This window comes from Nibribacter koreensis, assembly GCF_039541795.1.
Taxonomy (GTDB): domain Bacteria; phylum Bacteroidota; class Bacteroidia; order Cytophagales; family Hymenobacteraceae; genus Nibribacter; species Nibribacter koreensis.
In genome coordinates, this window is the sequence record NZ_BAABGX010000001.1 from 722,780 (window position 1) to 748,165 (window position 25,386).

At 49.6% G+C, this 25,386-nt stretch carries 21 protein-coding genes; 11 read left to right on the forward strand and 10 right to left on the reverse strand.

Features of this window, described 5'->3' with window-relative positions:
- Positions 1–8: 8 nt before the first annotated feature.
- Complete coding sequence (locus ABD880_RS03085) at positions 9–857, forward strand: hypothetical protein (protein WP_345162228.1); 849 nt, start codon at positions 9–11, stop codon at positions 855–857.
- 12 nt (positions 858–869) lie between these two features.
- On the forward strand, positions 870–1,988 hold the full coding sequence (locus tag ABD880_RS03090) for an outer membrane beta-barrel protein (RefSeq protein WP_345162230.1): 1,119 nt from the start codon (positions 870–872) through the stop codon (positions 1,986–1,988).
- 158 nt (positions 1,989–2,146) lie between these two features.
- Here the strand turns inward: ABD880_RS03090 and ABD880_RS03095 are convergent, their stop codons facing one another.
- Positions 2,147–2,893 carry a TrmH family RNA methyltransferase gene (locus ABD880_RS03095; RefSeq protein WP_345162232.1) on the reverse strand — a complete coding sequence of 249 codons (747 nt, stop codon included), beginning with the start codon at positions 2,891–2,893 and terminating at the stop codon, positions 2,147–2,149.
- 52 nt (positions 2,894–2,945) lie between these two features.
- Here ABD880_RS03095 and tamL point away from each other — a divergent pair, with 52 nt between their 5' ends.
- Entirely contained in the window at positions 2,946–5,378 is a 2,433-nt protein-coding gene (gene tamL, locus ABD880_RS03100; protein WP_345162234.1) for a translocation and assembly module lipoprotein TamL, read from the forward strand.
- A 154-nt stretch (positions 5,379–5,532) separates the two neighbouring features.
- Here tamL and ABD880_RS03105 read toward each other — a convergent pair whose 3' ends face one another.
- On the reverse strand, positions 5,533–7,614 hold the full coding sequence (locus ABD880_RS03105) for an alpha-ketoacid dehydrogenase subunit alpha/beta (protein ID WP_345162236.1): 2,082 nt from the start codon (positions 7,612–7,614) through the stop codon (positions 5,533–5,535).
- Between the two features lie 134 nt (positions 7,615–7,748).
- On the opposite strand from ABD880_RS03105, the gene hemF reads away from it, so the two are divergent.
- Together hemF and ABD880_RS03115 are read left to right on the forward strand one after the other, a co-directional pair.
- A complete protein-coding gene (gene hemF / locus ABD880_RS03110) occupies positions 7,749–8,654 on the forward strand; it encodes an oxygen-dependent coproporphyrinogen oxidase (RefSeq protein ID WP_345162238.1) in 906 nt (301 codons plus the stop codon).
- Positions 8,647–9,219 (forward strand): phosphatase PAP2 family protein, encoded by a 573-nt coding sequence (locus ABD880_RS03115; protein WP_345162240.1) that lies wholly within the window; start codon positions 8,647–8,649, stop codon positions 9,217–9,219. The genes hemF and ABD880_RS03115 overlap by 8 nt, the downstream gene beginning before the upstream one ends.
- Positions 9,220–9,287: 68 nt before the next feature.
- On the opposite strand, the gene ABD880_RS03120 is transcribed toward ABD880_RS03115, so the two are convergent.
- Positions 9,288–9,875: a riboflavin synthase gene (locus ABD880_RS03120; protein ID WP_345162242.1), complete on the reverse strand. Its 588-nt coding sequence runs from the start codon at positions 9,873–9,875 to the stop codon at positions 9,288–9,290.
- A 92-nt stretch (positions 9,876–9,967) separates the two neighbouring features.
- Complete coding sequence (locus ABD880_RS03125) at positions 9,968–11,374, reverse strand: sugar transferase (RefSeq protein WP_345162244.1); 1,407 nt, start codon at positions 11,372–11,374, stop codon at positions 9,968–9,970.
- Between the two features lie 170 nt (positions 11,375–11,544).
- Between ABD880_RS03125 and ABD880_RS03130 the strand changes: the two genes are divergently transcribed.
- From ABD880_RS03130 to ABD880_RS03140, 3 genes are all read left to right on the forward strand, one after another.
- Positions 11,545–12,195, forward strand: a complete 651-nt coding sequence (locus ABD880_RS03130) for a protein-L-isoaspartate(D-aspartate) O-methyltransferase (RefSeq protein WP_345162246.1) — start codon at positions 11,545–11,547, stop codon at positions 12,193–12,195.
- Between the two features lie 80 nt (positions 12,196–12,275).
- On the forward strand, positions 12,276–12,791 hold the full coding sequence (locus ABD880_RS03135) for an acyl-CoA thioesterase (protein WP_345162248.1): 516 nt from the start codon (positions 12,276–12,278) through the stop codon (positions 12,789–12,791).
- Between the two features lie 41 nt (positions 12,792–12,832).
- Positions 12,833–13,441: a hypothetical protein gene (locus ABD880_RS03140; protein WP_345162250.1), complete on the forward strand. Its 609-nt coding sequence runs from the start codon at positions 12,833–12,835 to the stop codon at positions 13,439–13,441.
- A gap of 143 nt (positions 13,442–13,584) precedes the next feature.
- Here ABD880_RS03140 and ABD880_RS03145 read toward each other — a convergent pair whose 3' ends face one another.
- The 3 genes from ABD880_RS03145 to alaS form a co-directional block, all read right to left on the reverse strand.
- The gene (locus tag ABD880_RS03145) at positions 13,585–14,709 is read right to left on the reverse strand and encodes a redoxin domain-containing protein (RefSeq protein ID WP_345162251.1); all 1,125 of its coding nucleotides are present in this window, start codon (positions 14,707–14,709) and stop codon (positions 13,585–13,587) included.
- A gap of 18 nt (positions 14,710–14,727) precedes the next feature.
- Positions 14,728–16,185: an Asp-tRNA(Asn)/Glu-tRNA(Gln) amidotransferase subunit GatB gene (gatB, locus tag ABD880_RS03150; RefSeq protein WP_345162253.1), complete on the reverse strand. Its 1,458-nt coding sequence runs from the start codon at positions 16,183–16,185 to the stop codon at positions 14,728–14,730.
- Between the two features lie 187 nt (positions 16,186–16,372).
- Positions 16,373–18,994 carry an alanine--tRNA ligase gene (gene alaS / locus ABD880_RS03155; RefSeq protein WP_345162255.1) on the reverse strand — a complete coding sequence of 874 codons (2,622 nt, stop codon included), beginning with the start codon at positions 18,992–18,994 and terminating at the stop codon, positions 16,373–16,375.
- A gap of 218 nt (positions 18,995–19,212) precedes the next feature.
- Here alaS and ABD880_RS03160 point away from each other — a divergent pair, with 218 nt between their 5' ends.
- The 3 genes from ABD880_RS03160 (at position 19,213) to ABD880_RS03170 (ending at position 21,741) form a co-directional block, all read left to right on the forward strand.
- Entirely contained in the window at positions 19,213–19,551 is a 339-nt protein-coding gene (locus ABD880_RS03160; protein WP_345162257.1) for a MerR family transcriptional regulator, read from the forward strand.
- 218 nt (positions 19,552–19,769) lie between these two features.
- Positions 19,770–20,915 (forward strand): DNA-processing protein DprA, encoded by a 1,146-nt coding sequence (gene dprA, locus ABD880_RS03165; protein WP_345162259.1) that lies wholly within the window; start codon positions 19,770–19,772, stop codon positions 20,913–20,915.
- Positions 20,902–21,741, forward strand: coding sequence for an aminotransferase class IV (locus ABD880_RS03170; protein ID WP_345162261.1), 840 nt, complete (start codon positions 20,902–20,904; stop codon positions 21,739–21,741). Before dprA ends, ABD880_RS03170 begins: the two co-directional genes overlap by 14 nt.
- Before the next feature lie 56 nt (positions 21,742–21,797).
- On the opposite strand, the gene ABD880_RS03175 is transcribed toward ABD880_RS03170, so the two are convergent.
- The 3 genes from ABD880_RS03175 to ABD880_RS03185 form a co-directional block, all read right to left on the reverse strand.
- Positions 21,798–22,997, reverse strand: a complete 1,200-nt coding sequence (locus tag ABD880_RS03175) for a dipeptidase (RefSeq protein ID WP_345162263.1) — start codon at positions 22,995–22,997, stop codon at positions 21,798–21,800.
- Positions 22,998–23,205: 208 nt separating this feature from the next.
- The gene (locus tag ABD880_RS03180) at positions 23,206–24,408 is read right to left on the reverse strand and encodes a threonine synthase (protein ID WP_345162264.1); all 1,203 of its coding nucleotides are present in this window, start codon (positions 24,406–24,408) and stop codon (positions 23,206–23,208) included.
- Positions 24,409–24,477: 69 nt separating this feature from the next.
- Positions 24,478–25,383, reverse strand: a complete 906-nt coding sequence (locus ABD880_RS03185; protein ID WP_345162266.1) for a LysR substrate-binding domain-containing protein — start codon at positions 25,381–25,383, stop codon at positions 24,478–24,480.
- Positions 25,384–25,386 lie beyond the last annotated feature (3 nt).

Here is a 25,386-nt window from a genome sequence, read left to right on the forward strand (position 1 = left end):
ATACAGATATGAGCGCAGAAGATTTAGATAAACTGTTTAGAGACAAGCTCCAGAACAGACCCGTAGCCCCCGCCAATGACGTCTGGGAACGCATGCAGGCCCGCATGAACCCACCCGTTGTGCAGGAAGAGAAAAAGCCGGTCATGTGGTACTGGTCTGCCGCCGCGGCCATTGTGTTGTTGATTACGGTGAGCATCTGGATGCTGAGACCCGGCCAGCAAATCAACCAAGGGTCCGTGCCCATGGCGGTGCAAATAGAGAAAGCAATCCCTACTCAAACTTTACCTGAGACGGAAACCCCTCAGAATGAGGTAGAAAAAGAAGGAAATAAAATAATTGAAAAAATTCCTTCTACCCAGGCAACCGGCTCGCAGGCTCTTGCATCTATCAAAACAGAAGGCCGCACCGCAGAGAATACAACGCCCACCGGTCCTTCTAAGAAAAGTGAAGTTGCCCCTGGCAGAAAACAAGTAAAGATGAGAACTGAAGTAGCCCCAATTAAACTGACCACCCCAGAACCAGAGATGTTGGCCCAGGCCACCCCTCCTGCTTCTAAAACGGTTACTTCTTCCTCCTCTGCCTCCCTAGGTTCTGCAGAGCCCATGGAGATCATTGTAAAGCTAGACAACAACCAGGCTGAACCTACCAAGCTAGCGCAAGCCCAGGTAGAGCCAGCCCAAGACAAAGATTACAACAACGGTCGTAGCACCGGCAAGATGATGAAAGGCATCTTTAAACAAGTAAAAAATTTAAGCCAAGGCGAGAAAGTTGACCTCAAAGAACTGGGACTCAAACACTCCTATGCCTTGGAAACCACCATCGGAAACAAAAAAATATCTAAAACCATCACTCTCTAAAGTCCAATTACTATGAAACGTATGTACGCCCTGCTCTCGGCCATTATGATGGCTGCTGCAATCGCCTTGCCTTCTCGCGCCGAAACAAAAATGGCTTTCCAGCCTGTAGCGCAAGATACTTTGATCATGAAGCTCAAAAACAACTCCCAGGTGTTGGTAGTGGTGAAAGACCTCAAGGACCTGAAAAGTATAAAAGCCATGAACCTGGACTCCCTGGTGTCCCTGCTGGACAAACACACCACCGAGATTGAAAGAGCCGGCTCCTCTGCCAGTGACCAACCCGTGACCATCACCGTAGACGGTGGCAACAAGAATCAGGACGTCAATATTACCATCACGCAAGACACCAAAGACGGCCGTCAGGTCATCAAGAAAGAAATCAAGAACGTGAAGATTGACGTGAGTGTAGAAGGCGATGAAGATGAGTCTAAGTTGAAAGTGAACGTGGGCAAAGACGATGACGACGATGACGACGAGGAGAAAATCAAGATTCGTAATCCTAAGTCTGAATATGACTTCCAGATTGACCTGGGCGTAAGCGGCTGGGCCAACAGAAAGATTGACGGTGGCGCTGATGGCCTCAACGATGTAGAATTAGACCTGACCGGCTCACGCTTTGTTGCCCTTAACTCAAAATGGATGTACCGTCTTGGCAATGAGAACAGCCCATTACGTTTGCATACTGGTTTCACCTTTGACTTTCATAACTACATGTTTGAAGACAACCTGATGCTGGTAGACAACGGAGAGCTTGCGGCGTTTGTAAAGGCAGACCCTTTGTCTCTGGAGAAAAGCAAACTAGCCACTACCACTTTCACGGTTCCTTTAGAGCTGGCGCTTGACTTCAGAAACAGCAACGGCAAGTCAAACTTTAGAATTGGCGCTGGTGGATTTGCAGGATATATGATAGGCAGCCACACCAAGATCAAATACTCAAGAGACGGGGACACCAAGAAAGACAAAGTGAAAGATGATTTCTACCTGGAAGATTTCCAGTACGGTCTCTCTGGATTCATTGGAATTAGAAGCCTTGAGCTTTTTGCCAAGTACAACCTAAGTGACATGTTTGAGAACAACCGCGGCATGCAAGGAAACTCCTTTGCCATTGGTGCAAGAATCATGAGGTTCTAGTTTGAAGACGCAAGAAATAAGATTTTAAATGTTGGAAGGTAAAATAGGGAGCTCATGGCTCCCTATTTTATTTTACTTAAGCCCAAGCGTTTTTGGCTTGTTTTCCAGGAAATAGCCTAAAATCGGCTTCTGTCTTAGCACTTAGCTCATTGGGTGCCTTAGATATTTCTAAAGAAGTTGTCCAGCAGAATGGCGGTGGCGGTACCCACGTTCAAAGACTCTGCCCCACCGCGGCCGGGTATCTTGATAGGCTGTGTAACTAGGTTCATGATTTCTGGCCGTATGCCGTGGGCCTCGTTGCCCATGATTAAAACGCCTCTTGGGGCAAGGCTTAGTTTGTGCACGTTTTGTCCTTGCAAGGCCGCCCCATATACTGGAAAATCCTTAGGCCTAGCGCCCAGAAACTCCGCCAAGTTCACGTAATGAGGCGTGATTCTGGTAAAAGAGCCCATGGTGGCGTTGATAACCTTCTGGTTGTAAAAGTCAGCCGAGGTTTCTGAAAGGATAATGGAGGTTAACCCGTACCAGTCGGCTATCCTGATGATGGTGCCCAGGTTGCCTGGGTCGCGCACCTCGTCCAACGCTAAAACAAGCTCCTGCTCGTTCCATTGAAAAGATTGTGCAGGTTTCATCTTGGCCACGGCCAGGGCGGCGTTGTTGGTCTCCAGGCTTCCGGCCTTGGACAGCTCATCTTCAGTGACCTGCTCCACGGCAAAACCTTTCTTTAGAAGTGCGGTATGCTTCTGAAGGAATTTTTCTGTGGCATAAACAGCCTCTATCTCAAAATCAGAATGCAAAAGCTCGGTGACACTCTTTTCTCCTTCTACCGTGAAAGCTTGGTGTTGCCCTCTATATTTCTTTATTTGCAGTGACCTAATGTACTTCAAGTTCCCTTTCGAAATCATATCCTGTCTACGTTTGAAGCTACGATGTTACGTAATCGGGGCGGCATTCACAATGCTGTGCCTTTTGGCGGGCTGCTCTCCTACCCGTCACCTAGCCGAAAATGAGCGCCTGCTGCGCCGTATCAAGCTAGAGGGCGTGGAGCAGAATGACAAAGCCGCCATTGCCGCCCTGTACCGCCAGAAGCCCAATCGCCGCGTGTTGGGTGTGCCTTTGTACCTGCACCTCTACTATTTAGGCAAGCGCTTTTACAATCCAGACCGCATCCAGCGAGAGATTGAAGAAGAAACCACCGACTTTAATCGTAAAATAGCCAAGGCCGGCAGTGACTCTGTGCACGTAGACAAGTTGATTGAGCGCAAAGAAAACAAACTAGCCAAGCTCCAGAATAAAAAAGAAAACGGCAACTGGATGATGCGCACCGTGGGCGAGCCACCTGCCATCTTTGACTCGCTGCTGTTGGTAGAATCTGTAGACCAGGTTAAGATCTATTTAAACTCTAAAGGTTTTTTCAGGAGCTCTGTTAGTGCCAGCAAAGAGGAGAAAGACAAAAAGGTATTTGTGACCTTGCACATTAAAGAAGACGCTCCTTTTAAAGTTGTGCAGCATACTTATGCCATTCCAGATACGGCGGTTCTTTCCTTGGTTAACTCTGCGCAGACGGCCAGCCATATTAAACTGCAACAAAATTTTGACGAAGCCAATCTTATCCAGGAACGTTCCCGTCTTGAGGCTCTGTTAAAAAACAACGGATATTATGACTTCAGGCAGCAGTTTGTCACGTTTGAAGCTGATACCAGTTTTGAGGCGTACACGGTGCGCATGGTGACGCAGATAGCCAATCCATCAGACACCTCAGTGCATAAAGTCTATACCTTAAATAACATCTACTTTATCTCAGATGCCGGCGTGTCAAGGTTTGGCAGACAGCGGGACACTCTGTTGTTGAACAACGTCTACTACCTGGCCTACCGTCAGCGGTTTTCCCCTAAGATTTTAGACCGAAAGGTCATCATCAGGCCGGGTCAGAAGTATTCAAACGCCGTCACGCTAGACAACCAGCGGCTTTTGGCTAACCTGGACATGTTCAAGTACACCACCATCAACTACACCAAGTTAGCCGACACCATTTACACGCAAAGCCATGCAGGTAAATTGAATGCGGTCATCAATACCTCCCCGTTGCCCAGGTTCCAGGAGACCACCGAGGTGGGCGCTACGTTTACAGAGCGGGTGCCGGGACCGTATACCAGTCTGCGGTTTAGGGTCCGTAACTTCTTAGGCGGCGCAGAACTGCTGGACATTGGCGTGCGTGCCGGGGTTGAGGGGCAGCTGCAGATAAGTGATGGTACCGTGGGCCGAAGAACCGAGATCGGCACGGACCTGGGCCTAACCTTTCCGCAGTTTCTGGTGCCGTTTAACACCAATAAGATTCTAGCCAATTATAACCCCAGAACTAGAATCAGCACCGGCTACACCTACGTGGACCGCAATGAGTACACCCGCACCAACTTTAACGTGTCTCTGGACTATATCTGGCAGAAGCGCAACGTGCATCAGTTCAGCTTCTCGCCGGTTGACTTGAACATCATCAGCGTACCCAGAATACAGGAGAATTTTAGAGAGAGCTTGGTGAGTTTAGAGGCGCAGGGTTACCCGTTATTGCAAAGCTTTAATGACGCCTTTGTCTCTTCTATCCATTTTACCAGCCTGTACAACACCGCCAACTACAATCAGACCAACAACGCCAAGTTGGTCAGGCTTTTTGTAGAGTCAGGAGGCTTTCTTGGGCAGTACCTGGCCAAGAACTTTGAGAGCTTGAATACTTATAAGTTCATGAAGGGCAACTTTGACTACCGCCGGTACCATCCCCTGGGCAATAACATGATGTTTGTCTACCGTGGTAACCTAGGGATTGCCAAGCCCATGGGCGGCTCTCAGATTCTGCCGTATGACAAATTCTTCTTCGCGGGGGGACCGTCCAGCGTGCGCGCCTGGCTGCCCAGACGCTTGGGACCCGGCTCCAGCGCTAGCCTCAATACCACGGGTAACACCATCAACTACAACTTTGAGAAGCCCGGCGAAATCCTGATTGAGCTCAACTCTGAGTACCGGTTCAGGATGTTTAGGTTTGGAACTACCATGGTCAATGGAGCCGTGTTCTTAGATGCCGGTAACGTATGGCTCTTTAAAGAAGGGGCTACAACGCCAGGTGCCATCAACGGTGATCCAGAGGAGGGACTTGTGAGCCAGCCTGGCGCCAAGTTTGAGTTTAATAGATTCTACCAGGAGTTGGCCGTGGGCACCGGTTTTGGCGTGCGGTTAGACTTCGGGTTTGCTATCCTCCGCTTTGACATTGCCACCAAAGTATTTGATCCTGCCCGCCTCAAAGGTGACCGGTTTGTCTTAGGTGACTTTAACCCTAATAAAATCATAGGCAACAGCAACCAAACCACCTTTAACCTGGGCATTGGCTATCCGTTCTAAAAGACGCTAGTATCTAGATGTTAGATATTAGACTACTCTTTCAATAAATAAAAATTGCCCTTCATTTTTGGCCTGTTTTACAGAAAACAGGCCAAAAATGAAGGGCAATTCCAGTTTCAAGTCTAGCATCTAACATCTAGATACTAGCGTCTTTTTAATATTCTAAGAGCTCTGTCAGCGCGGCAAGCACTTTGTCTGCGTTAGGAAGCATCATCTTCTCCAGTTCCACATTCAGCGGGATGGCTGGTAGGTTTTCAGCGCCTAAGGTAAAGACCGGCGCGTCTAGTTTCTGGAAGCATTCTCTGGAAATGCGGCCCGCCAAGGACTCTGCGAAGGAATTCATCAGAGGCTCCTCGGTTAGCACCAATACTTTCCCATGACGTTGCACAGAGGCTACTACCGTTTCCCAATCCAGCGGGTTTAGAGTGCGCAAATCTACAATCTCCACAGAGCCTGGTAATTGTTTGCTGGCTGCCTTGGCCCAGTAAACCCCCATGCCATAGGTGATCACGGTGATGCTGTTTCCGTTGCGTTGTTGTTCTTCACTGGCAGACTGGACTATGTTGGCTTTGCCTAAAGGCAAGATGTAATCAGCGTCTGGCTCAATGGTTTTGGCGTCTTCGGTGCCGGGTACTTTAGACCAGTAGAGGCCTTTGTGCTCCAGCATCACCACGGGGTTAGGATCCAGGAAGGCTGCTTTCATGAGGCCTTTCATATCAGCGGCGTTGCTCGGGAATACTACCTTAATACCCCGTATGTTCAATAGCGTGGATTCAATACTGCCAGAGTGGTAAGGACCACCCCCGCCGTACGCGCCAATAGGCACTCTAATCAAAGACTGAATCGGGAATTTGCCCATGCTTAGGTAGCAACTCTTAGACAATTCTTCTACCAATTGGTTGATGCCCGGCCAGATATAATCCGCAAATTGGATCTCCACAATGGGCTTGGCGCCTACCGCCGACATACCTGCCGTAGACCCTACAATGTAAGCCTCTTGAATGGGCGTATTGAACACCCGGTTGTCGCCGTATTTCTTGGCCAAAAGCGCCGCTTCTCTGAACACGCCGCCTAGCTCGCCGCCCACGTCCTGGCCGTAGAACAAAGCCTCTGGGTACTGCTTTAAAATGTCATCTACGGCATGCAAGGCCGCATCTACCATGGTAGACTTCTCTGCGCCGTATGGGTTTCTATTGCCTTTCTCCTCAATGACCGGCGTGGGTGCGAACTCATGCAGGTTAAACGTGGCTGGGTCTGGGTTCTCAGCGGCCAGGGCCTGCTCATATTGGGCTTGCACGTCCTGCTGTACTTCTTGCACCATCTGCTCCAGATCGCTTTCAGTCATGCCTATCTCCAAAAGAAGGCTGCCCAGTTTAGGAAGCGGGTCTAGTAAGGAATGTTGCGTTAAATTATCGCCGCGGTACCATTCTCTTCTAACGCCAGAGGTGTGATGGCCCAGCAACGGACATTTGGCGTGCACCAGCACCGGACGGCGCTCCGTGCGCGCTATCCTAAAGGCTTCTTCCATCCCCAAAAAGGAATCTACAAAGTCGGCACCGTCTACGCGAAGACGCTCCATGCCTTTAAAGCCGGCAGCGTATTCATAGGCATCCATGGCCCGCATCTCAGTACCCGTTGCCGAAATTCCCCAGTCATTGTCCTGCACCAGGTAAATGATGGGCAGTTTTTTTAGGATCGCCATCTGGAAGGCCTCGGCCACTTCGCCTTCGGTCACGGAGCCGTCGCCTAGAGAGCAAAGCGCCACTCTGCCTTCTTCTACATCTTCCAAGCCTTGAGACTCCAGGTAAGAAATAGCGTGCGCCATGCCCGTAGCCGGAATGGCCTGCATGCCCGTGGCAGAACTTTGGTGCGGAATCACCGGGAAACCCTCGCGGCGCAGGGACGGATGCCCGTAATAGGTGCGCCCCCCACTGAAGGGATCATCACGCTTGGCCATCAATTGCAACATGAGCTCATAGGGCTGCATGCCCAAACCCAATAGAATAGACTCGTCTCGGTAATAGACAGACAGGAAATCTCTGGGCGTTAAATGACAAGCGGTCGCCAACTGGATAGCCTCATGACCCCGTGAGGTGCTATGAACGTATTTACTACAGATGGCTTTATTTTCTTCATACACATCGGCCATGGTTTTGGCGGTGAGCATGAGTCTATAGGCGTTTACTAGAATTTGTTGATCAACCTTCACAGAAAAATCTACAGGGGTGGACTCCATAAGCTAACATTTGTTTGCCATCCAAAGTACGAAATATAGGACATATTAGAAAATAGCCGAGGCCTCTATTCTGTAACTATGGAATATAGGCTACTTTTGCGGAATCAGGTCAAAAACGCCCACGCCCAAACGCTATGAAAGAAGACGTACAGAAATGGTTTAAGAATTTTCAGGAAAGGCTGTGTCAGAGCCTGGAGGCCTGTGACGGCATTGCCAAATTTCAGGAAGACATTTGGGACCGGCCGGGCGGCGGCGGCGGGGCGGCGCGCGTGATCCAGAACGGCGCGGTCTTTGAAAAAGGCGGCGTCAATTTCTCAGCTGTAGAAGGCGTTCTGCATGAGAAGGCGGCAAAGGCCCTTTTGATGCCAGATCCGCACTTCTTCGCCACGGGCGTGTCTGTGGTGATTCATCCTGAGAACCCGCACGTGCCTATCACGCACATGAACGTGCGCTACTTTGAGGCCGGCAACGGCGAGGCTTGGTTTGGCGGAGGCATTGACCTCACTCCCATTTATGTCTATGAAGAGCAGGGCCATTTTTTCCATCAGCAATTAAAAAACGCCTGTGACCGCTTTCATCTGGGGTATTATCCTGAGTTTAAGAAATGGGCGGATGACTATTTCTACATTCCGCATCGTGAGGAAACCCGGGGCATTGGCGGCATCTTCTTTGATCGCTTAACTCCTACTCAAGATATCTCTCTGGATGACCGCTTTGCGTTTGTGCAGGCTGTGGCAGATACGTTTGCGCCCACCTATACGCATCTGGTCAATATGAACCGTGAAAAACCGTACAGCCCACAGGAGAAAGAATGGCAACTAATCAGACGCGGCCGCTACGCCGAGTTTAATTTGGTGAATGACCGGGGCACCAAGTTTGGCCTGGAGACCAACGGCCGTACCGAATCCATCCTAATGAGCCTCCCTCCCCTGGCCAGCTGGCACTACAGCCACGCCCCTGCCCCCGGCACGCCCGAGGCGGCGTCTTTGGCATGCTTTACAAAAGGTATTGACTGGGTGAACATGCACTCCAATGGATAAGCTAAAATCTCTGGACCATAGCCTTTTCTTTGAGCTGAACAGCTGGCACTCGCCGTTCTGGGATACCGTCATGACGTTCATTAGCAACAAATACGTCTGGTTTCCTTTTTACGCCTTGCTCATCCTGCTGCTTATTTATTTTTACAAAAAGCGCGGAGCTTTGATGGTGCTGGCGTTGGCGGCCAGTGTGGGTTTGGCAGACTTTGTGTCTTCGGGGATTTTTAAGCCGTTTTTTGAGCGGTTGCGGCCCTGCCATGAGGGGGTGATTGGGATGACCGTGCGGGTGGTAGATGGCTGCGGCGGCCGTTACGGATTTGTCTCATCGCATGCGGCCAACTCTTTTGCCATTGCCGTTTTCTTATGCATGATTCTTCCGGCCCGGCAAAGATGGCTGAAGGTCTTGCTTCTGGTCTGGGCGTTTATGATCTCTTATAGCCGTATTTACTTGGGCGTACACTATCCTGGCGACATAACCGTAGGAGCCGCCATTGGTTGCTTGACCGCCTGGTTGGGCATTTATATTTACCGAACCATAGAAAAGCGCTACTCTTTCTGGACGACCTAACTGGTTCTACCCTTTTAAGAAAATCCGTTTTTGGCCTGTTTTCTCAAGAACAGGCCAAAAACGGATTTTTACTTTTGTAGCAGTCTGGCTACGTATTTGCCAATAATGTCAAACTCTAGATTGACTTTATCGCCGGTCTTCACTTTGCCTAAGTTGGTATGCTCAAAGGTATAGGGTATGATAGCCACCGAGAAGAAGTCCTCACCAGATTCCACCACTGTTAAACTGATGCCGTTTATGCAGATGGAGCCTTTTTCTACCGTGACGTTTCCGGCGGCCTGAGACGCATATTTAAACCTGAACAACCAACTGCCCTGCTGGTCCACTACCTCGGTGCATTCGCCAATCTGGTCTACGTGGCCTTGCACAATGTGCCCGTCAAACCGGCTATGCGCCAACAAGCAGCGCTCCAGGTTCACGACGTCACCCACCTTCCAGTCACCCAAGTTGGTCCTGGAAAGGGTTTCGTCAATGGCCGTGACGGTATAGTTAGCGCCTTCAATATTAACCACCGTCAGGCACACACCGTTGTGCGCCACGCTCTGGTCTATTTTCAATTCCTGGGTGAATGGGCACGTCAAGGTAAAATGCCGGTTGCTCTGCTCATCCCGGATGGCGACTACCGTTCCCAACGCTTCTATTATTCCTGTGAACATGGTGTTAGTGTGCTAATTATATAATGTGTTAATGTGCTATTTTAATATGCCATAGATAAATTAAATCATTAGCACATTATATAATTAGCACATTATTTCCCTCTTCCCTGCACAATGATTTTAATGGTGTACAACATCACCCTGAAGTCCATGGCCAACGACATGTTCTCTATGTAGAGAATGTCATACTTGAGCCTGCGCACCATTTCCTGTACGTTCTGGGCATAGCCAAACTTTACCTGACCCAAAGAGGTGATGCCGGGCCTAACGCGCTGCAGGTGACGGTAATGCGGGGCTTCTTGGGTAATCAAGTCTATAAAGTACTGTCGTTCAGGTCTGGGACCTACCAAGCTCATGTCTCCTTTTAAGACGTTGTAAAACTGGGGCAGTTCATCTAACCTAATCTTGCGCATAAATCGGCCAAACTTGGTGACACGCGGATCTAGGTCCGAAGACAAGGCTGGGCCCATTTTCTCGGCGTCCAAGTACATGCTTCTAAACTTGAAAATCTTAAACGGCTTGCCCTGCCAGCCAATCCGCTCCTGCGCAAAAAACACCGGTCCCGGGGACGATGCCTTCACTAGCAAAGCCACCAAGGCATACACCGGCAAAAAACAGATTAAGAACACCAATGAAACAGTGATATCAATGACCCGCTTTAAGATCTGCTGCCAGACCGGCATGATTTCCTGCTTCACTTCTATCAATGGCGTGCCAAACAGGTGATTCACTTTGACTGAACCCAACAATATCTGATACACGTCAGGCAGGATGCTAATGCGTACCTGCTCGCCTTCCAGGGAGCTTAAGATCTGCTCAATCAATTTATGCTCAGAGGGCTCAATGGCAATGACTACTTCCTCAATGTCATGGTCTTTGATTAACTGCGGTAAATCTTGAAACCCGCCCAGGCAGGTCACCTGCTCTGGGAAAGCATGTCCGTTTGAGGCATCACTCTGCACAAAGCCAATCACTTTTAGCCCCAGGTGCCAGTTGTGGTACCGTAGCTCATCATACACTTCGCGGGCGTTGGTGCTGGAGCCTACCACGAGTGTGTTAAAGTAGATGTCGCCGTTGGCCACCAATACTTTCAAGTGCTTGAGGGCAATCATCTTAAACACCACCGCCACCGCAAAATGAATCAGGAAATAAGTGGCAATGGTCTTGAAGTATAATTCATGCTGGGTGAGGACAGGGTCTTCAATCAGAAAAGCCAGGGATATGGCCAGGGCGCCGCCTAATGAAAAGGTGCCTAAATGGATGATCTCCTTAAACCTGGACTGCCTGAACACATTCCTATACCGGCCCAGTAAGGCATACAACACTACCCAGATGGTCCCAATGATCACAGATTTTTCTAGCAAAAACCAGGTAGTGTCCTGGCTAACATCCTGCAGTACATAGCTCCTGGACAGATAAAAGAGGATCCATGCCAGAAAGGCTGCCAAAAAATCGGCTAAGACCAGTTTGTAGGTATGGAGGGATCTGTTCAGGCGCATATGGTAGCTATGACGCTAATTTTTTAAGGCAAAAGGTGGAATATGACTACAAAGCTAACAGCAAAAACGTATTAAGAAGTAGTAAATTTTAAAAGCGGGTTCAAGGCGTTTAACTAATTTAGCGATTCGGCCAGAATATACTCCTCTGCTTTCATCTAAAGTACAAACGCATGCTGATTGATAGTTACCGACATAAGGGAATGCGCAAAAGCCTGGTGCGCACCGTGCAGGAAAAGGGAATTAAAGATGAGCGTGTCCTGCAGGCCTTGGAACAGGTGCCCCGTCATTACTTTTTTGACAAGGCTTTTCTTGAGCAGGCCTATCAGGACAAAGCCTTTCCAATTGGTGAAGGACAAACCATCTCCCAGCCCTATACCGTAGCATACCAGACGGAGTTGCTGCAAGTAAAACCCACCGACAAAGTACTGGAGATAGGCACCGGTTCTGGCTACCAATGCAGTATTTTATTGCAACTGACACCTACCGTGTTCACTATTGAATACAATGAGCCATTGTACCATAAAGCCCAGAAGCAGTTCGCGCTCATGGGCTTAAAGCCGCAAGCGTTTTTAGGCGATGGCTCTGAAGGACTCCCCCAACACGCCCCCTTTGACAAGATTCTGGTGACGGCAGGCGCTCCCGTCATCCCTAAGTCCCTGATCACGCAGTTGAAAATAGGCGGCATGCTGGTGATTCCCGTGGGCGATGCGGCCACCCAGAAAATGATGCGCATTACCCGGGTAGGCGAAGAAGAGTTTACCAAAGAAGAGTTTGACAACTTTAAATTTGTACCCCTGCTGGGCAAACAAGGTTGGCAGTAAGTAGACTGGCGGCGCTTTAAATTTAAGCGCTAGCTTTCAGGTCAGTCATGTATCTTTGCACGCGTAACCATATCTGTAGTATGCGCAAGCAAAAGACCGTCAAAGAATCTTACGTACGCATGACCGAGCTGGTCTTGCCCAACGATACCAACACCCTGCACAATCTTATGGGTGGCCGCATGATGCACTGGATGGACATTGTGTCTGCCATTGCCGCGCAAAAACACTCCAACCGCATTGTGGTAACTGCTTCTGTAGACAATGTTTCTTTTAGAGAGAGCATCAAGCTGGGCAACGTCATCACCCTAGAAGCGCAAGTAACACGGGCATTCAGTTCTTCCATGGAAGTACACATAACCGTTTGGGCCGAGGACATTCCTTCTGGCACCAAGGTAAAATCAAACGAAGCCTATTTCACGTTTGTGGCCGTTGACCAGTCCGGCAACCCCATTGACGTGCCAGAGGCCGTCCCGGAGACGGATGATGAAAAAGAGAAGTTTGCCGGGGCTTTGCGTCGTCGTCAGTTGCGCTTAATTCTAGGTGGCCGCATGAAACCAGACGATGCTACTGAGCTGAAGTCTCTTTTTGAGCAATAAGCCGTTTTTGCCCTATTTTCCAGAAAACAGCCTAAAACCGCATGACAGGCCAATCCATAGACCCGGCATTTTTGCAAGAGCTTTTCAAGCAGGACACGCTCTACCTAATTCCAGAGGAGCAAACCATAGAGGTGGCACCGCAAGTGGTAGTGCCTGTAATAAACGCACCCGCTCCTAAAATGCCTACCATTCCGGTAACGCCAAAATTAGAGAGCCCTGCTCCAGTAGTGGCAGCTGCTCAGGAAAAGGAGAATGTGTTAGAGGAAATGGCTTGGTACGGCGAAGCGGTGAAAGGCACCTATCTGCTGTTTGCTGTGGGGCAGGATGAGTTCAATCAAATGCCGCAGCATGTTTTCTTGAGCAAGGTATTGGCCGCGGTAGGATTGGCTACCAACCAAGTGAAATTCGGGAATTTCTTGACGGATGATATTCAAAACATAAAGGAACTGGCCCGGCAGCAGCAAGCCAAACAGATCCTGTTGTTTGGTGAAACGTTACCTGTTGAGAATCTCATGAAACTAGAGGCTTACAAGATGTACAAAGCAGATGAAACCCGCTTTGTGCGCGTGGATAGTCTGGCGCAAATTGAGAACAACACTGAGCTGAAGAAGAAGCTCTGGGACGTGCTGCAGAAGATATTCTTGCAATAGAAACAAGATTTAAGACGTTTGACTTTGCTTGTGATAATTGGTTCTGCTATACATTGACTATACAAAAAATCCCCTGCTGAACATCAGCAGGGGATTTTTCATTTTTAGCCTGTTTTCAGTAAACTAAGCCGAAAAGGGATTTCTTATTTCATCAGAGAGGCTAGCTTTTCTTCTAAGGCCGGTCCTCTCAGGTTTTTGGCAATGATTTTTCCTTCCTTGTCCAGCAAAATGGTCTGTGGAATGGCAGTGATACCGTACAAGGCGGCGGCAGAGCTCTCCCATCCTTTCAAGTCAGAGACATGCGGCCAGGTCAACTTGTCTACCTCAATGGCTTTTAACCATTTGGCTCTGTCCTGGTCCAAGCTCACCCCGAAGATCTCAAAGCCCTTGTCTTTGTAGATGTTGTACATGCGCACCACGTTGGGGTTCTCCTTGCGGCAAGGTCCGCACCAGCTGGCCCAGAAGTCAATCAACACATACTTGCCGCGCAAAGAAGACAAGGCCACCTCTGCCCCAGCCGGCGAGGCCAGTTTAATGTCTGGGGCCACACTGCCAATGGCGGTGGTGCGCATGCCAGACAAGCGGTCTTCTAAAGACTTGGTATAGCGCGAGTTTGGAAGCTTCTCTTTGAAGACGGTACTCATGCTGTCTACAAACGGAAACTCTTCTTCCAGATTTAAGATGTTGGTAGACGCATACACAGACACCACTGAGCCGGGATTGGCTTTAATCATCTGCTTCAGCTTGTCCTGGCTACCCTTCTGCACGGTCATGAATTCCTGCTGGATTTTTAGCATTTCAGCCTCTTGCCCAGCCTGGGCGGCGGCCTGGTAGCGCTCATTCAACTTAGTCACGCCTTCCTGCATGCCTTGCATGATGGTGTTCAACTGCTGAATCAACTCAGAGTCTGGGGAGCCCGTCACTTTGTAGGTGGTGGCAATCTTTCCAGAATCTGCGGTGACTTCAATGCTCTTGTTGTCCACCACCAGCATGATACCTTCCTTGTTCTCAAAACCCAGTTTATAGATAGCCGGCTCATTGACTCTGCCTTCCATCACAAACGTACCGTCCTGCTTAATTTCGGCGGTGTCTTTAGGACTGAACGACTGCTCTCCTAGTTCATCCAGGTAAACCTTGCCGGTGGTCATGTTGTTGATCTTGCCCGAAATGCGGTAGCTGTTTTCTGTGTCAACGGCTGTCACTCCTTTTTTCTGACAAGCGCCAAAGACCAACAAAGAGGCCGTGGCGAATATGAGTTGTTTCTTCATAGTTTACTAGAGGTAGTATTACTTATCTAGGCTCTCCTTCAATAACTTATTGGCTATCTTAGGGTCTGCTTTTCCTTTGGTCTGCTTCATCAAATCACCCATGAACATGCCTAGCAAAGAAGCTTTACCTGCTTTGTATTCGGCCACTTTTCCAGGGTTAGCTGCTAGCACGCTGTCAATAATGGCTTGCAACGCGCCCTCATCAGACTCCTGCACCAGGTTTTGTTCAGTAGCCACCTGCTTGGCGGTTTTCTCAGGGTTTTCCAGTAAGTACGGGAAAATCTGTTTGGCCGCTACCGTATGGCTTACTTTGTTGCTGTCAACCAATTCAATCAATTCGGCTAATTGCTCTGGCTTCAAGGGGAAGGCAGACATGTGCAGAGTCAACTCATTCAAGTAACTCTTCACGGGTCCGCTTATCCAGTTGGCCGCTGCCTTGTAGTTTTTAGTGTGTTGGCAAAGCGCGTCAAAGTACAAGGCAATCTCTTTGCTATCTACCAACACGTTGGCGTCATACTCAGACAAACCATATTGTTCCGTGAATCTGCTGTGCAATTCCTGCGGAAGCGCCGGCATGCTTTCCTTCACCGAATTCAGCCACTCATCCGAGATGATCACCGGTGGAAGGTCTGGCTCTGGGAAGTAGCGGTAATCGTTCATAGTCTCCTTGGAGCGCATGCCGGTGGTAGTACCGGTGTTTGCATCAAAGTTTCTGGTTTGGGAGTCAATGGTGCCGCCGTTCTCCAGAATTTCAATCTGACGCTCAATCTCAAACTCAATGGCGCGCTGCACGTTCCTAAAGGAGTTCATGTTCTTCACCTCTACCTTGGTGCCCCACTTGTCGGCGCCCTTCTTCATCACGGAGATGTTGGCATCACAACGCAGAGAACCTTCTTCCATGTTGCCGTCACAAATCTCTAAGTACTGCACCAGCTTCTTGATTTGGATCAGGTAGGCGTAGGCTTCCTCAGAGTCCCGGATGTCTGGCTCAGATACAATCTCAATCAACGGCGTACCGGCGCGGTTCAAGTCCACTAAGGTTTCAGTTTCACCGGCCAAGTGCATAGACTTACCAGCATCTTCTTCCATGTGAATGCGGGTGATGCCGATGCGCTTGTCTCCGCCGTCCTTGGTCTTGATGTCCATGTAGCCTTTGGTGCAGATTGGCCCTTTGTCCTGGGTTATCTGATAGCCTTTCGGAAGGTCTGGATAGAAGTAGTTCTTGCGGGCATACACGTTGTGGCGCTCAATCTCGCAGTTAGTGGCTACGCCCATTTTCATGGCCATCTCCACTACTTTCTTGTTCACGCGCGGCAAGGTGCCCGGGTGGCCCAAGGTAATAACACTCAGGTTCGTATTGGGCAGCATGCCGTATTCCGTAGAGTCCGCCGAATAGGCCTTGCTCTCGGTTAATAACTGCGCGTGTACCTCTAACCCGATGATGGCCTGGTACTGGGAACGGATGTCTTCGTTCATGTTTTTTCTATGTAGCACGTATTACGCAAACCACGCAACACGCTTTTGTTTTTGGTCTACTTTTTAGAAAACAGCCTAAAAACGACTTATGTTTTCTATTTAAAATTTCCTTTAAATGGAAGTATGGCAATCCATAGAATTTCGTTTCTAGCCTGATTTGGTGAAAACAGGTCAAAAACGATAACTACTAAGCCAGTAATGATTCAGCCTTGGCAAGTGCGGAATCTAAGCCAGCCACTTCCTTGCCACCGGCCGTAGCGTAGAAAGGTTGTCCGCCGCCGCCGCCTTTAATTTCCTTGGCCAGCTCTTTCACCATTTGCACGGCGTTCAAGCCCTTACTAGAAACCACTTCATCTGACAGCATAACAGCTAATTGAGGCTTTCCGTCTACGTTGGCGGCTAGCACTAGCACCAGGTTGTCTACCACTGAGCGCAGGTCGAAGGCCAGCTTCTTCAAGTAATCAGCGTTGCTCACGTCCACTTTAGCCGCCAAGAAGTTAACGCCGTTCACTTCGCGCACTTCAGAGGCGAGTTTCTCTTTCTGGGCCGTCACTTGCTTCAGTTCAAACGCTTCTAGTTGCTTGCGCAAAGTGGCATTTTCGTCTTGCAGTTTTTCAATAGCCTTTCCGAATTCCTTTTGCACACCCAAGATTTGCTTCACTTCCTCAAACTGCGTGATTTGCTCATCTACAAAGGCCTCGGCTACATCTGCTGTCACGGCTTCAATACGTCTTACACCCGCAGCAACTGAGCTTTCACTCACAATTTTGAAGAACCCGATATTACCCGTATTCTGCACGTGTATACCACCGCAAAGTTCTATGGAATAATCTCTGTTGAAGGTGATAACACGGACAAAGTCCCCGTATTTCTCTCCGAACAAAGCGGTAGCGCCCAGTTGCTTGGCTTCTTCAATAGGCACATTCCGGCGCTCGTCTTTCTCAATAGATTCCCTAATACGCTCGTTCACAATCTGCTCTACTTGCTTTAACTGCTCTTCTGTCACTTTGGTGAAATGAGAGAAGTCAAAACGCAACAGTTTATCGCTTACCAAGGAGCCTTTCTGGTTCACGTGGTCGCCCAGCACCTGCTTCAGCGCCGCGTGCAACAAGTGCGTAGCCGAGTGGTTCTTCTTAATGAGCGCACGGCGCTGGCTGTCTACTTTGGCCACCAGGGTTTCTTCCAGGTTCTTAGGCAGTTCCGTGGTGATATGGACAATCAGGTCGTTTTCTTTGACCGTGTTAATTACTTTCACCTTACCCGAGGCAGATTCCAGCACGCCCGTGTCTCCTACCTGCCCACCGCTTTCGGCATAGAAAGGGGTGCGGTCCAGCACTAGGTGGTATTCCTTTTTGTTTTTGGCCGTCACCTCGCGGTAGCGCACAATCTTCGCCTCCGTGGATTCTGCGTCATAGGCAATCCACTCGGTTTCGGTGTCTGGTTGTAGCATCACCCAGTCGCTTTGCTCGGTTTGCGCGGCGTTGCGAGAACGGTTCTTCTGCTGCTCCATCTCTACGGTGAAGCCCGCCTCGTCTATGGTCAGTCCGCTTTCCTTGGCAATCAGGGCCGTTAAATCCAGCGGGAACCCGAAGGTGTCATACAATTCAAAAGCGGTTTTGCCGTCAATGGTGTTGCCGTTGGCTTTGAAGGAATCCTGAAGAGCGTCCAGTCGCTTCAAGCCGTTCTCCAAGGTGCGTAAGAAGGCATTCTCTTCTTCCTCAATCACCCGCTGCACAAAGGCCTGCTGAGCCTTCAATTCTGGGAACACATTTGCCAGTTGGTCTGCCAACACCGGAACGATGGTGTTCAGGAACGGCTTCTTGAAGTTCAAGTAGGTAAAGGAATAGCGCACCGCACGCCGAAGGATGCGACGAATCACATACCCCGCTTTATTATTGCTAGGCAATTGACCATCTGCAATAGTAAAAGAGATGGCGCGAATGTGGTCGGCGATTACCCTGATGGCAATGTCTACCTTTTCGTTTTCGCCATAAACTACGCCGGCTTCCCGGGCAATGAACTGAATCATCGGCTGGAAAACGTCAGTGTCATAGTTAGAGCGCTTGCCCTGGATGGCCATGCACAAACGCTCGAAGCCCATGCCCGTATCTACGTGTTGCGCAGGGAGTTTCACCAAAGAGCTATCCGCCAATCGGTTGAACTCCATGAACACGTTGTTCCAGATTTCCACCACTTGCGGGTGGTCATTGTTCACCAGAGTCTTTCCATCTACCTGGGCCCGCTCCTCGTCTGTACGCAAGTCCACGTGAATCTCTGAGCAAGGACCGCAGGGACCGGTATCGCCCATCTCCCAGAAGTTGTCCTTCTTATTGCCCATCAAAATGCGGTCTTCGGCAATCATGGTCTTCCAGATGTCAAAGGCCTCCTGGTCCATTTGCAGGTTCTCAGAAGCGTCTCCCTGGAAAACAGAAACGTACAGCCGGTCTTTGGGCAGTTTGTACACCTCGGTGAGCAATTCCCATGACCATGTCAGCGCGTCTTGCTTGAAATAGTCGCCAAACGACCAGTTCCCCAGCATCTCAAACATGGTGTGGTGGTAGGTGTCATAGCCTACTTCTTCCAAGTCATTGTGCTTACCAGATACGCGCAGACATTTCTGGGTATCGGCTACGCGCGCATAGGGCGCCGGCTTGTTGCCCAGGAAATAATCTTTGAACGGAGCCATGCCTGAGTTGATGAACATCAAGGTAGGGTCGTCTTTCACCACAATGGGAGCCGAAGGCACAATCTGGTGGCCTTTGGAGGCGAAGAAATCTAGGAACTGCTGACGTATCTGAGCCGAGGTCATGTATTAAATAATAGCTTTGTAATACGAGGCGCAAAGTCTTGTAAATGCGAAAGAAAAAGCGAATTTTTGCCGTTTCAGTACGCACCGCCTCACCTGCAAAAGTAAGCTTTTTTACCAAAAACGGTGTTTTAGTTGAGAGTTAAAAGTTTAGAGTTATGAGTTAGCTCTTCCTCTTATGCACTCTTAACTCATAATTTTTAACTCTTAACTCCCAAAAAGTGCCTTACAAAGAACGCGACATAGAAAAACAATACTACAGCATTGGCGAAGTGGCCGCCATGTTTGAAGTAGCCCCGTCCTTGATCAGATTCTGGGAAACCGAATTTGACATCCTCAAACCTAAGAAGAACAAGAAAGGCAATCGTCTTTTCTCACCCAAAGACATTGAGAACCTGCGCTTTGTCTACCATTTAGTAAAGGAGCGCGGCTATACCATCCAGGGCGCCCGCGAAATGCTCAAAACCCGTGGCGTGCAGGCCCGCGAAAAGTTTGAAATGGTGCAAAGCTTGGAGAAAATCAAGGAGTTCTTAAACAGCATAAAAGCGCAACTGCCATAAGCCCTGCGGGCTAGTCCTGTGTTCTGAGTCACGAGTCCTGAGTAGCGAAAAGACTCATAATTCTAGACGCGCGATTCAGGATTAAAACCGTTTTTGGCTTATTTATAAGAAAACAGGCTAAAAACGAATTTGCTCCACTCAGGCGTTTTTGTTGTCAATCACATTAACTCAGGGCTCAAGACTCAGAACTCAGGACTCAGACTGTCGTACCCACATTCATGACTCAGGACTCGCGACTCAGAACTCAGGACTCTAAAGATTTACTGTACCAAGTGGCCCTGCCCTTGATACCCAGAATTGGCGGAGGGAATGCTCGTACCTTGGTACAGGCGCTGGGGAGTCCGGAAAACGTGTTTTCTGCCTCGTTTGACAGTCTGTCTAAGGTCAATCGTATTGGAGAGGTATTCGCCAAAAGTATTATCAGCTACAAAGCCTCTGCGCTAAGACAAGCCGAAGAAATTATTCTTCGAGCTGAGAAAGAGGAAGTCCAACTTTTATACTACACCAACCCCGCCTACCCAGACCGCTTGCGGGATCTGCCTGATGCTCCGCTCCTGCTGTATTACAAGGGTACCGCAAACTTGAATGCGCAAAAGGTCATCAGTATTGTAGGCACCCGCAAAAGCACCGACTATGGCCAGAAAGTAACGGAGCAATTGGTGCAAGATTTGGTGAAGCATGAAGCCTTGGTGGTGAGCGGACTGGCGTATGGCATTGACATCATTTCGCATAGAGCGGCCCTTAACGCAGGATTGCCCACTGTCGGCGTGATGGCCAATAGCCTGGAGACCATCTATCCCTATGCGCACACCCATGACGCTCGTAAAATGCTAGAGCACGGTGGTCTGCTTTCTGAGTTTCCCTTCGGGACTAAGCCAGATGCGCCGCGCTTTCCGTCCCGCAACCGCATCATTGCTGGCATGGCCGACTGCACTATTGTGGTGGAATCAACGGACAAAGGCGGCTCTTTAATTTCAGCAGATATTGCACACAGCTATGACCGGGAAGTGATGGCGGTTCCAGGGCCCATCACCTCAGAAACCTCTGAAGGCACCAACCAGTTGATTAAAAGTCTAAAAGCGGTGCCGTATACCAAATTCAAGGATCTTGAAGAGCTGTTAAACTGGGATAAGGCCCTGGCGTCTCCTGCCGTACCTAAAGCGCCGCCTAGGCGTGATTTTTCTGGCTTCCCGGAGAATGAGCAGTTGGTCCTAAAGCTTTTGCAGCACGCAGGCCCCACGCATATTGACATCCTCAGCCGCAACACGCAGTTTACCATGGGGCAGTTATCGTCGGTGCTGTTTACGCTGGAGATGAGCGGCCAGATAAAAGCCATGCCGGGTAAATTGTATGGCCTCCTTTAATTCTAATTACGTGTACATTACCTACAACGGCCAATTTCTGCAAGAAGCAGCCTTACAACTGCCTGTAACCAACCGTGCCTTTCAATACAACGATGGCTTTTTTGAGACCTTGGTGGTTGAGCAAGGCAAGGTGCGCTTTCTAGCAGAGCATTGGGAACGCATGCAGGAAGCCGCTTCTATATTGGGCTTAGAAGTACCCAAAGATTTAACCATTGACAAGTTAGAGGAAACAATACAAGCGTTGGTCTTGAAGAATGAGTGCGCGAGCCTAGCCAGAATAAAATTGAAGGTCTGGCGAACCGGAGAAGGCTTATACACCCCCCAGACAGACGCGGTGGATTGGCTGTTGACGGCTCACGGTATGGAGTCTCCTTCCTTGATAACAATGGCTGTTGGTATTTGCCAGACGGTTCAAACGCTCCTTTCCCGCTTTTCTACCTTTAAAGGCCCTAATTCTCTCTTGTACGTGATGGCCAGCCGAGAGAAAAAGAAAAGACAGCTAGAGGATTTGGTTTTGCTAACAGCTAGCGGTCATGTAGCTGAACTCACGTATTCTAATATCTTCTGGCTCAAGGACAACATCCTGTACACACCTTCTCTGGATACTGGTTGTCTGAATGGCGTCATGCGCCGCCACTTGCTAAAAAAGGCTGTAGGCAAATGGACAGTGAAAGAAGGCGTTTATGCGCCTCAAGCATTGCACCTCGCTGACCTAGTGTTTGCTTCTAATGTGATGGGATTACGGCCTATTGAAAGCATTGAAGGAAAACCGCTTACTCTGCAATTACCTCTACTGGAAGAAATGCGCGCGCTGGCTTTTGGATAAGATTAATCGTTTTAGGCTTGTTTAGCAGAAAACAGCCCAAAAACGGCGGTAGCTGATTACTTAGAAGCGACCGTAGTGCCAACTGAGTTTGCTTTCCAAATCCTGAGGAAGTTGCCGCCCAGAATCTTTTCAATGTCCTTCTTTTTGTAGGCTCTCTCTAAAAGCGCTTTGGTAATCAAAGGATAGGTAGACACGTCTTCTAACCCTGTAGGGGCAGAACTGATGCCGTCATAGTCTGAGCCCAGGCCCACATGGTCAATGCCGGCTACTTTCACTACGTGGTCTATATGGTCTATTAAAACAGAAATGGGCGGATTGAGGGTAGCCGTTTCTTTGGGGAATTGGCGGTACAATGCAGCCCTCAGCGCTGGTCCGGTAATTCCTTTTTCTTCCAAGGCTTTTATGTCGTTTTGATGCGCACCAATAAAGGATTTTACGCGCTGGTTATAGGTGCTGTCCAGAAACTCGGAGAAAAAATTGAGGTGCACCACGCCGCCGTTCTTAGCCAGGGCTTTGAGTTGGTCATCGGTTAGGTTTCTGGAATGCGGGCAAAGGGCGGCTGCGCAGCTGTGTGAGACCAGCACCGGTTTAGTGGAGGTTTGCAGCACGTCATAGAATGTCTTTTCACCCACATGAGACAAGTCTACAATCATGCCCACCTGGTTCATGCGCTGGACTATCTGCCTGCCAAAATCCGTGAGGCCTTTTCTGCCATTGCCTTTCACCTCATCTGCCGCCGATGATGCCCAGGTAGTGCTGTTGTTCCAGGTAAGCGTGAGGTAGCGCACGCCTCTCTGGTAAAAGTGGTTTACGTTCTCCAGTTTCTCCTCTAGCATGTGCCCGCCTTCAACGCCAGTGAGTGCCGCAATTCTGCCGGCTTTTATGGCCGCCTGCATTTGCTCTGGAGAATACACCACCTGCAGTTTGTCTGGGTTGCGTTTGGCTACTGCCTCAAGAGAATCTATCTGGGCGTTGGCAAAAGAGAAAGCGCGGCCTGGCCCGTAGGTCTCATCGCAGAAGACGGCAAACACTTGCAGGTCCATGCCTCCTTTCTTCAGGCGCGCTAAATCAGTATGGGCTTTTCCGGTCAAATCCTGGTCCATGGCCATCCCTTCCATGACCACCTGTGACAAGACGTCATTGTGGGTGTCTACTAGGATAGCCTTCTGGTGGATGCTCTGATACGAAGGCGCGCAGGAAGCCAGAAAACTTAAAGAAAGAGCCGTTATACAGAAACGCGACGTGCTTGAATACATACCAGAAAGGAAGGATGGAAAACCAAGGCAGTTTAGTTAAATAGCAGCAATCCGCCAAACGCCTCATTTGTAATCCACTTGTCGCATTTGCCCTTCCCTGGCAGAAGCGTTTTTGGGCTGTTTTCCAGAAAATAGCCCAAAAACGAAAGCGATGAAAGTTTTTTTATAAAAACAGCTCATCGCTTTACAACCATTTAGAAAAGAGCGGCTAGACTACCCAGCGGCCGTCCATGTTTTCCATGTATTTTTGGCCGTTGCCGGTGTTAAGTAAAAGGATTTGCTCATGGGCCTGCAACCACCCTTGCTTTAATAGTTTGCGGGCGGCAATCCAGGTGGCGGCGCCTTCGGGGGCTACAAACAGGCCTTCTTTCTGAGCCAGTTCGCGCACGCCTTCTATCATCTCTTCTTCAGTGATGGCCATGACGGTTCCGTCAGATTGTTCCAGTACTTCCAGCATCAAAGGTTCGCCCAAGGGTCTTGGTACGGCCAGGCCATTGGCCAAAGTAGGCAGGCCGTTGTAGTGTTGAGAGTTTTCCTGAAGCCCCAGATACGTATCTACCAGCGGTTTACAGTTTTGGGCTTGCACGGCCACCATGCGCGGCAGTTTTACATCTTCTGGCAGCCAGCCCAAGGCTTTCATTTCCTGGAAGGCCTTCCAGATTCCTATGAGCCCGGTTCCGCCGCCGGCTGGGTATAATATTACGTCGGGCAGAGACCAGTTAAGCTGTTCGGCAATCTCGTAGCCCATGGTCTTCTTGCCTTCCAGCCGGTAGGGTTCTTTGAGCGTAGAGACGTCCAGGTAGTCGCCGTGTTGGTTTAGGTGGCGTACGTGGGCGGCGCAGTCATGGATGAGACCGTCCAGCAAATGTACCTCGGCACCGTACCAATAGCATTCGTCCTTAAAGGCTTTGGGGGTATGACGGGGCATTACCACCACGGCGGGCAATCCAGCCTTGGCGCAGTAGGCGGCCATGGCCACGCCCGCGTTTCCGGCGGTGGGAATAATGCATTGCTCCACTCCCATCTCCAGTGCTTTAGAAATGGCCATGCTCAAGCCCCTGGCTTTGAATGAACCAGTGGGATTTTTGCCTTCGTCTTTCAAATGAAGGTTCTCAAAACCGTACAGGTTGCCCAAGGCTTTAAGAGAGAGCAAAGGAGTGAATCCTTCTCCCAGAGAGACTTTATTTTTCTCATCCAGCAGCGGCAACACCTCCTGGTAGCGCCACATGGTGCCTTCGCGGCCGTGTAGCCTATCTTTAGAAAAGCTTTCTTCTAAGTCATACCTGGCCAATAGCGGCATAGCACAGCACTCAGATACGCGTTGTAATACTTCAGGTGAATAATCTTTACCGCATTTTGAGCAGGAAAGCGTGGTGATGTGGCTTATGGAGGTGAGGGAATTAGAGGTCATACCATTTCAAATTTGCCTTGGCAAGTAGGGCAAAGGGTATGACCAAATCAAACAGCCTTTTGGTATAGCCTATTCCGTTTTGGAATATTGACGCCTCATAAACTGGATGAAGTTCTTGTAGGGGGCATTGTTCTCGGTGCCCTTGCGCTGAATAAAATTAAAAGTGCGGTGCACGTGCAGGTCTTTAATCTTCACTTCCACCAATTCGCCAGAGGCCAGTTCTTTCACCACCGCCTGCCGGGGTAAGAACGCCAAACAGGTGTCTACACGCACAAAATTCTTCAAGGCCTCAGTCCCGCCCAGCCGTACGCGTACGGGCAGTTGCGCCAGCTTGATGCCTTTCTGCACCAGCGCCTCTTCTAGAACCGCCAAGGTGCCAGAACCTGCCTCTCTAATGGCCAACGGAATGTTATAGAGGTCCTTCACCTCCAGGTTGTGCTTTTTGAGGGGATTACGGTGCGAACAGACTGCTATTACTTCATCTGTCAGGAACGGTGTGTAGGTGACCTGGCTTACCTTGTTGATGCCCTCAATAATGCCCAGGTCAATGTCATGGTCCAGCAAGGCTTTGAGGATGTTCTCACTGTTTCGGTTTTTGAGACTGAGCTGCACCTGCGGGTGCTGGGTAAGGTAAGCAGATAAGACCGGCGGCAGAATGTACAGGGAGATGGTAGTGCTGGCCCCTAAGACCAAGTTCACCTGAGGCTTGAAGTCCTCACTCAAAAGTGGTAGCTGATGGTGCAGGTCATTCTGGATCTGTTGGACGGCCTCCAGTTTTTCATAGAGGAGTTTACCGGCGGGCGTGAGGCTGATGGTATTGCCGTGGCGTTCAAACAGACCCGTCTTGTAGTACTCTTCCAGGGACTTAATCTGCTTACTGATGGCACTCTGGCTGATGTACAGAATCTGGCTGGCCTTGGTAAAGCTCAGTTGCCGGGCAACTTCAAAAAAGACCCTGTGTTTTTGGGAGATCACTGT

Coding starts and splice junctions, on each gene's coding strand:
- ABD880_RS03085 (WP_345162228.1), top strand. CDS start 9: ATGAGCGCAGAAGATTTAGATAAACTGTTTAGAGACAAGCTCCAGAAC.
- ABD880_RS03090 (WP_345162230.1), top strand. CDS start 870: ATGAAACGTATGTACGCCCTGCTCTCGGCCATTATGATGGCTGCTGCA.
- ABD880_RS03095 (WP_345162232.1), bottom strand. CDS start 2,893: ATGATTTCGAAAGGGAACTTGAAGTACATTAGGTCACTGCAAATAAAG.
- tamL (WP_345162234.1), top strand. CDS start 2,946: ATGCTGTGCCTTTTGGCGGGCTGCTCTCCTACCCGTCACCTAGCCGAA.
- ABD880_RS03105 (WP_345162236.1), bottom strand. CDS start 7,614: ATGGAGTCCACCCCTGTAGATTTTTCTGTGAAGGTTGATCAACAAATT.
- hemF (WP_345162238.1), top strand. CDS start 7,749: ATGAAAGAAGACGTACAGAAATGGTTTAAGAATTTTCAGGAAAGGCTG.
- ABD880_RS03115 (WP_345162240.1), top strand. CDS start 8,647: ATGGATAAGCTAAAATCTCTGGACCATAGCCTTTTCTTTGAGCTGAAC.
- ABD880_RS03120 (WP_345162242.1), bottom strand. CDS start 9,875: ATGTTCACAGGAATAATAGAAGCGTTGGGAACGGTAGTCGCCATCCGG.
- ABD880_RS03125 (WP_345162244.1), bottom strand. CDS start 11,374: ATGCGCCTGAACAGATCCCTCCATACCTACAAACTGGTCTTAGCCGAT.
- ABD880_RS03130 (WP_345162246.1), top strand. CDS start 11,545: ATGCTGATTGATAGTTACCGACATAAGGGAATGCGCAAAAGCCTGGTG.
- ABD880_RS03135 (WP_345162248.1), top strand. CDS start 12,276: ATGCGCAAGCAAAAGACCGTCAAAGAATCTTACGTACGCATGACCGAG.
- ABD880_RS03140 (WP_345162250.1), top strand. CDS start 12,833: ATGACAGGCCAATCCATAGACCCGGCATTTTTGCAAGAGCTTTTCAAG.
- ABD880_RS03145 (WP_345162251.1), bottom strand. CDS start 14,709: ATGAAGAAACAACTCATATTCGCCACGGCCTCTTTGTTGGTCTTTGGC.
- gatB (WP_345162253.1), bottom strand. CDS start 16,185: ATGAACGAAGACATCCGTTCCCAGTACCAGGCCATCATCGGGTTAGAG.
- alaS (WP_345162255.1), bottom strand. CDS start 18,994: ATGACCTCGGCTCAGATACGTCAGCAGTTCCTAGATTTCTTCGCCTCC.
- dprA (WP_345162259.1), top strand. CDS start 19,770: ATGACTCAGGACTCGCGACTCAGAACTCAGGACTCTAAAGATTTACTG.
- ABD880_RS03170 (WP_345162261.1), top strand. CDS start 20,902: ATGGCCTCCTTTAATTCTAATTACGTGTACATTACCTACAACGGCCAA.
- ABD880_RS03175 (WP_345162263.1), bottom strand. CDS start 22,997: ATGTATTCAAGCACGTCGCGTTTCTGTATAACGGCTCTTTCTTTAAGT.
- ABD880_RS03180 (WP_345162264.1), bottom strand. CDS start 24,408: ATGACCTCTAATTCCCTCACCTCCATAAGCCACATCACCACGCTTTCC.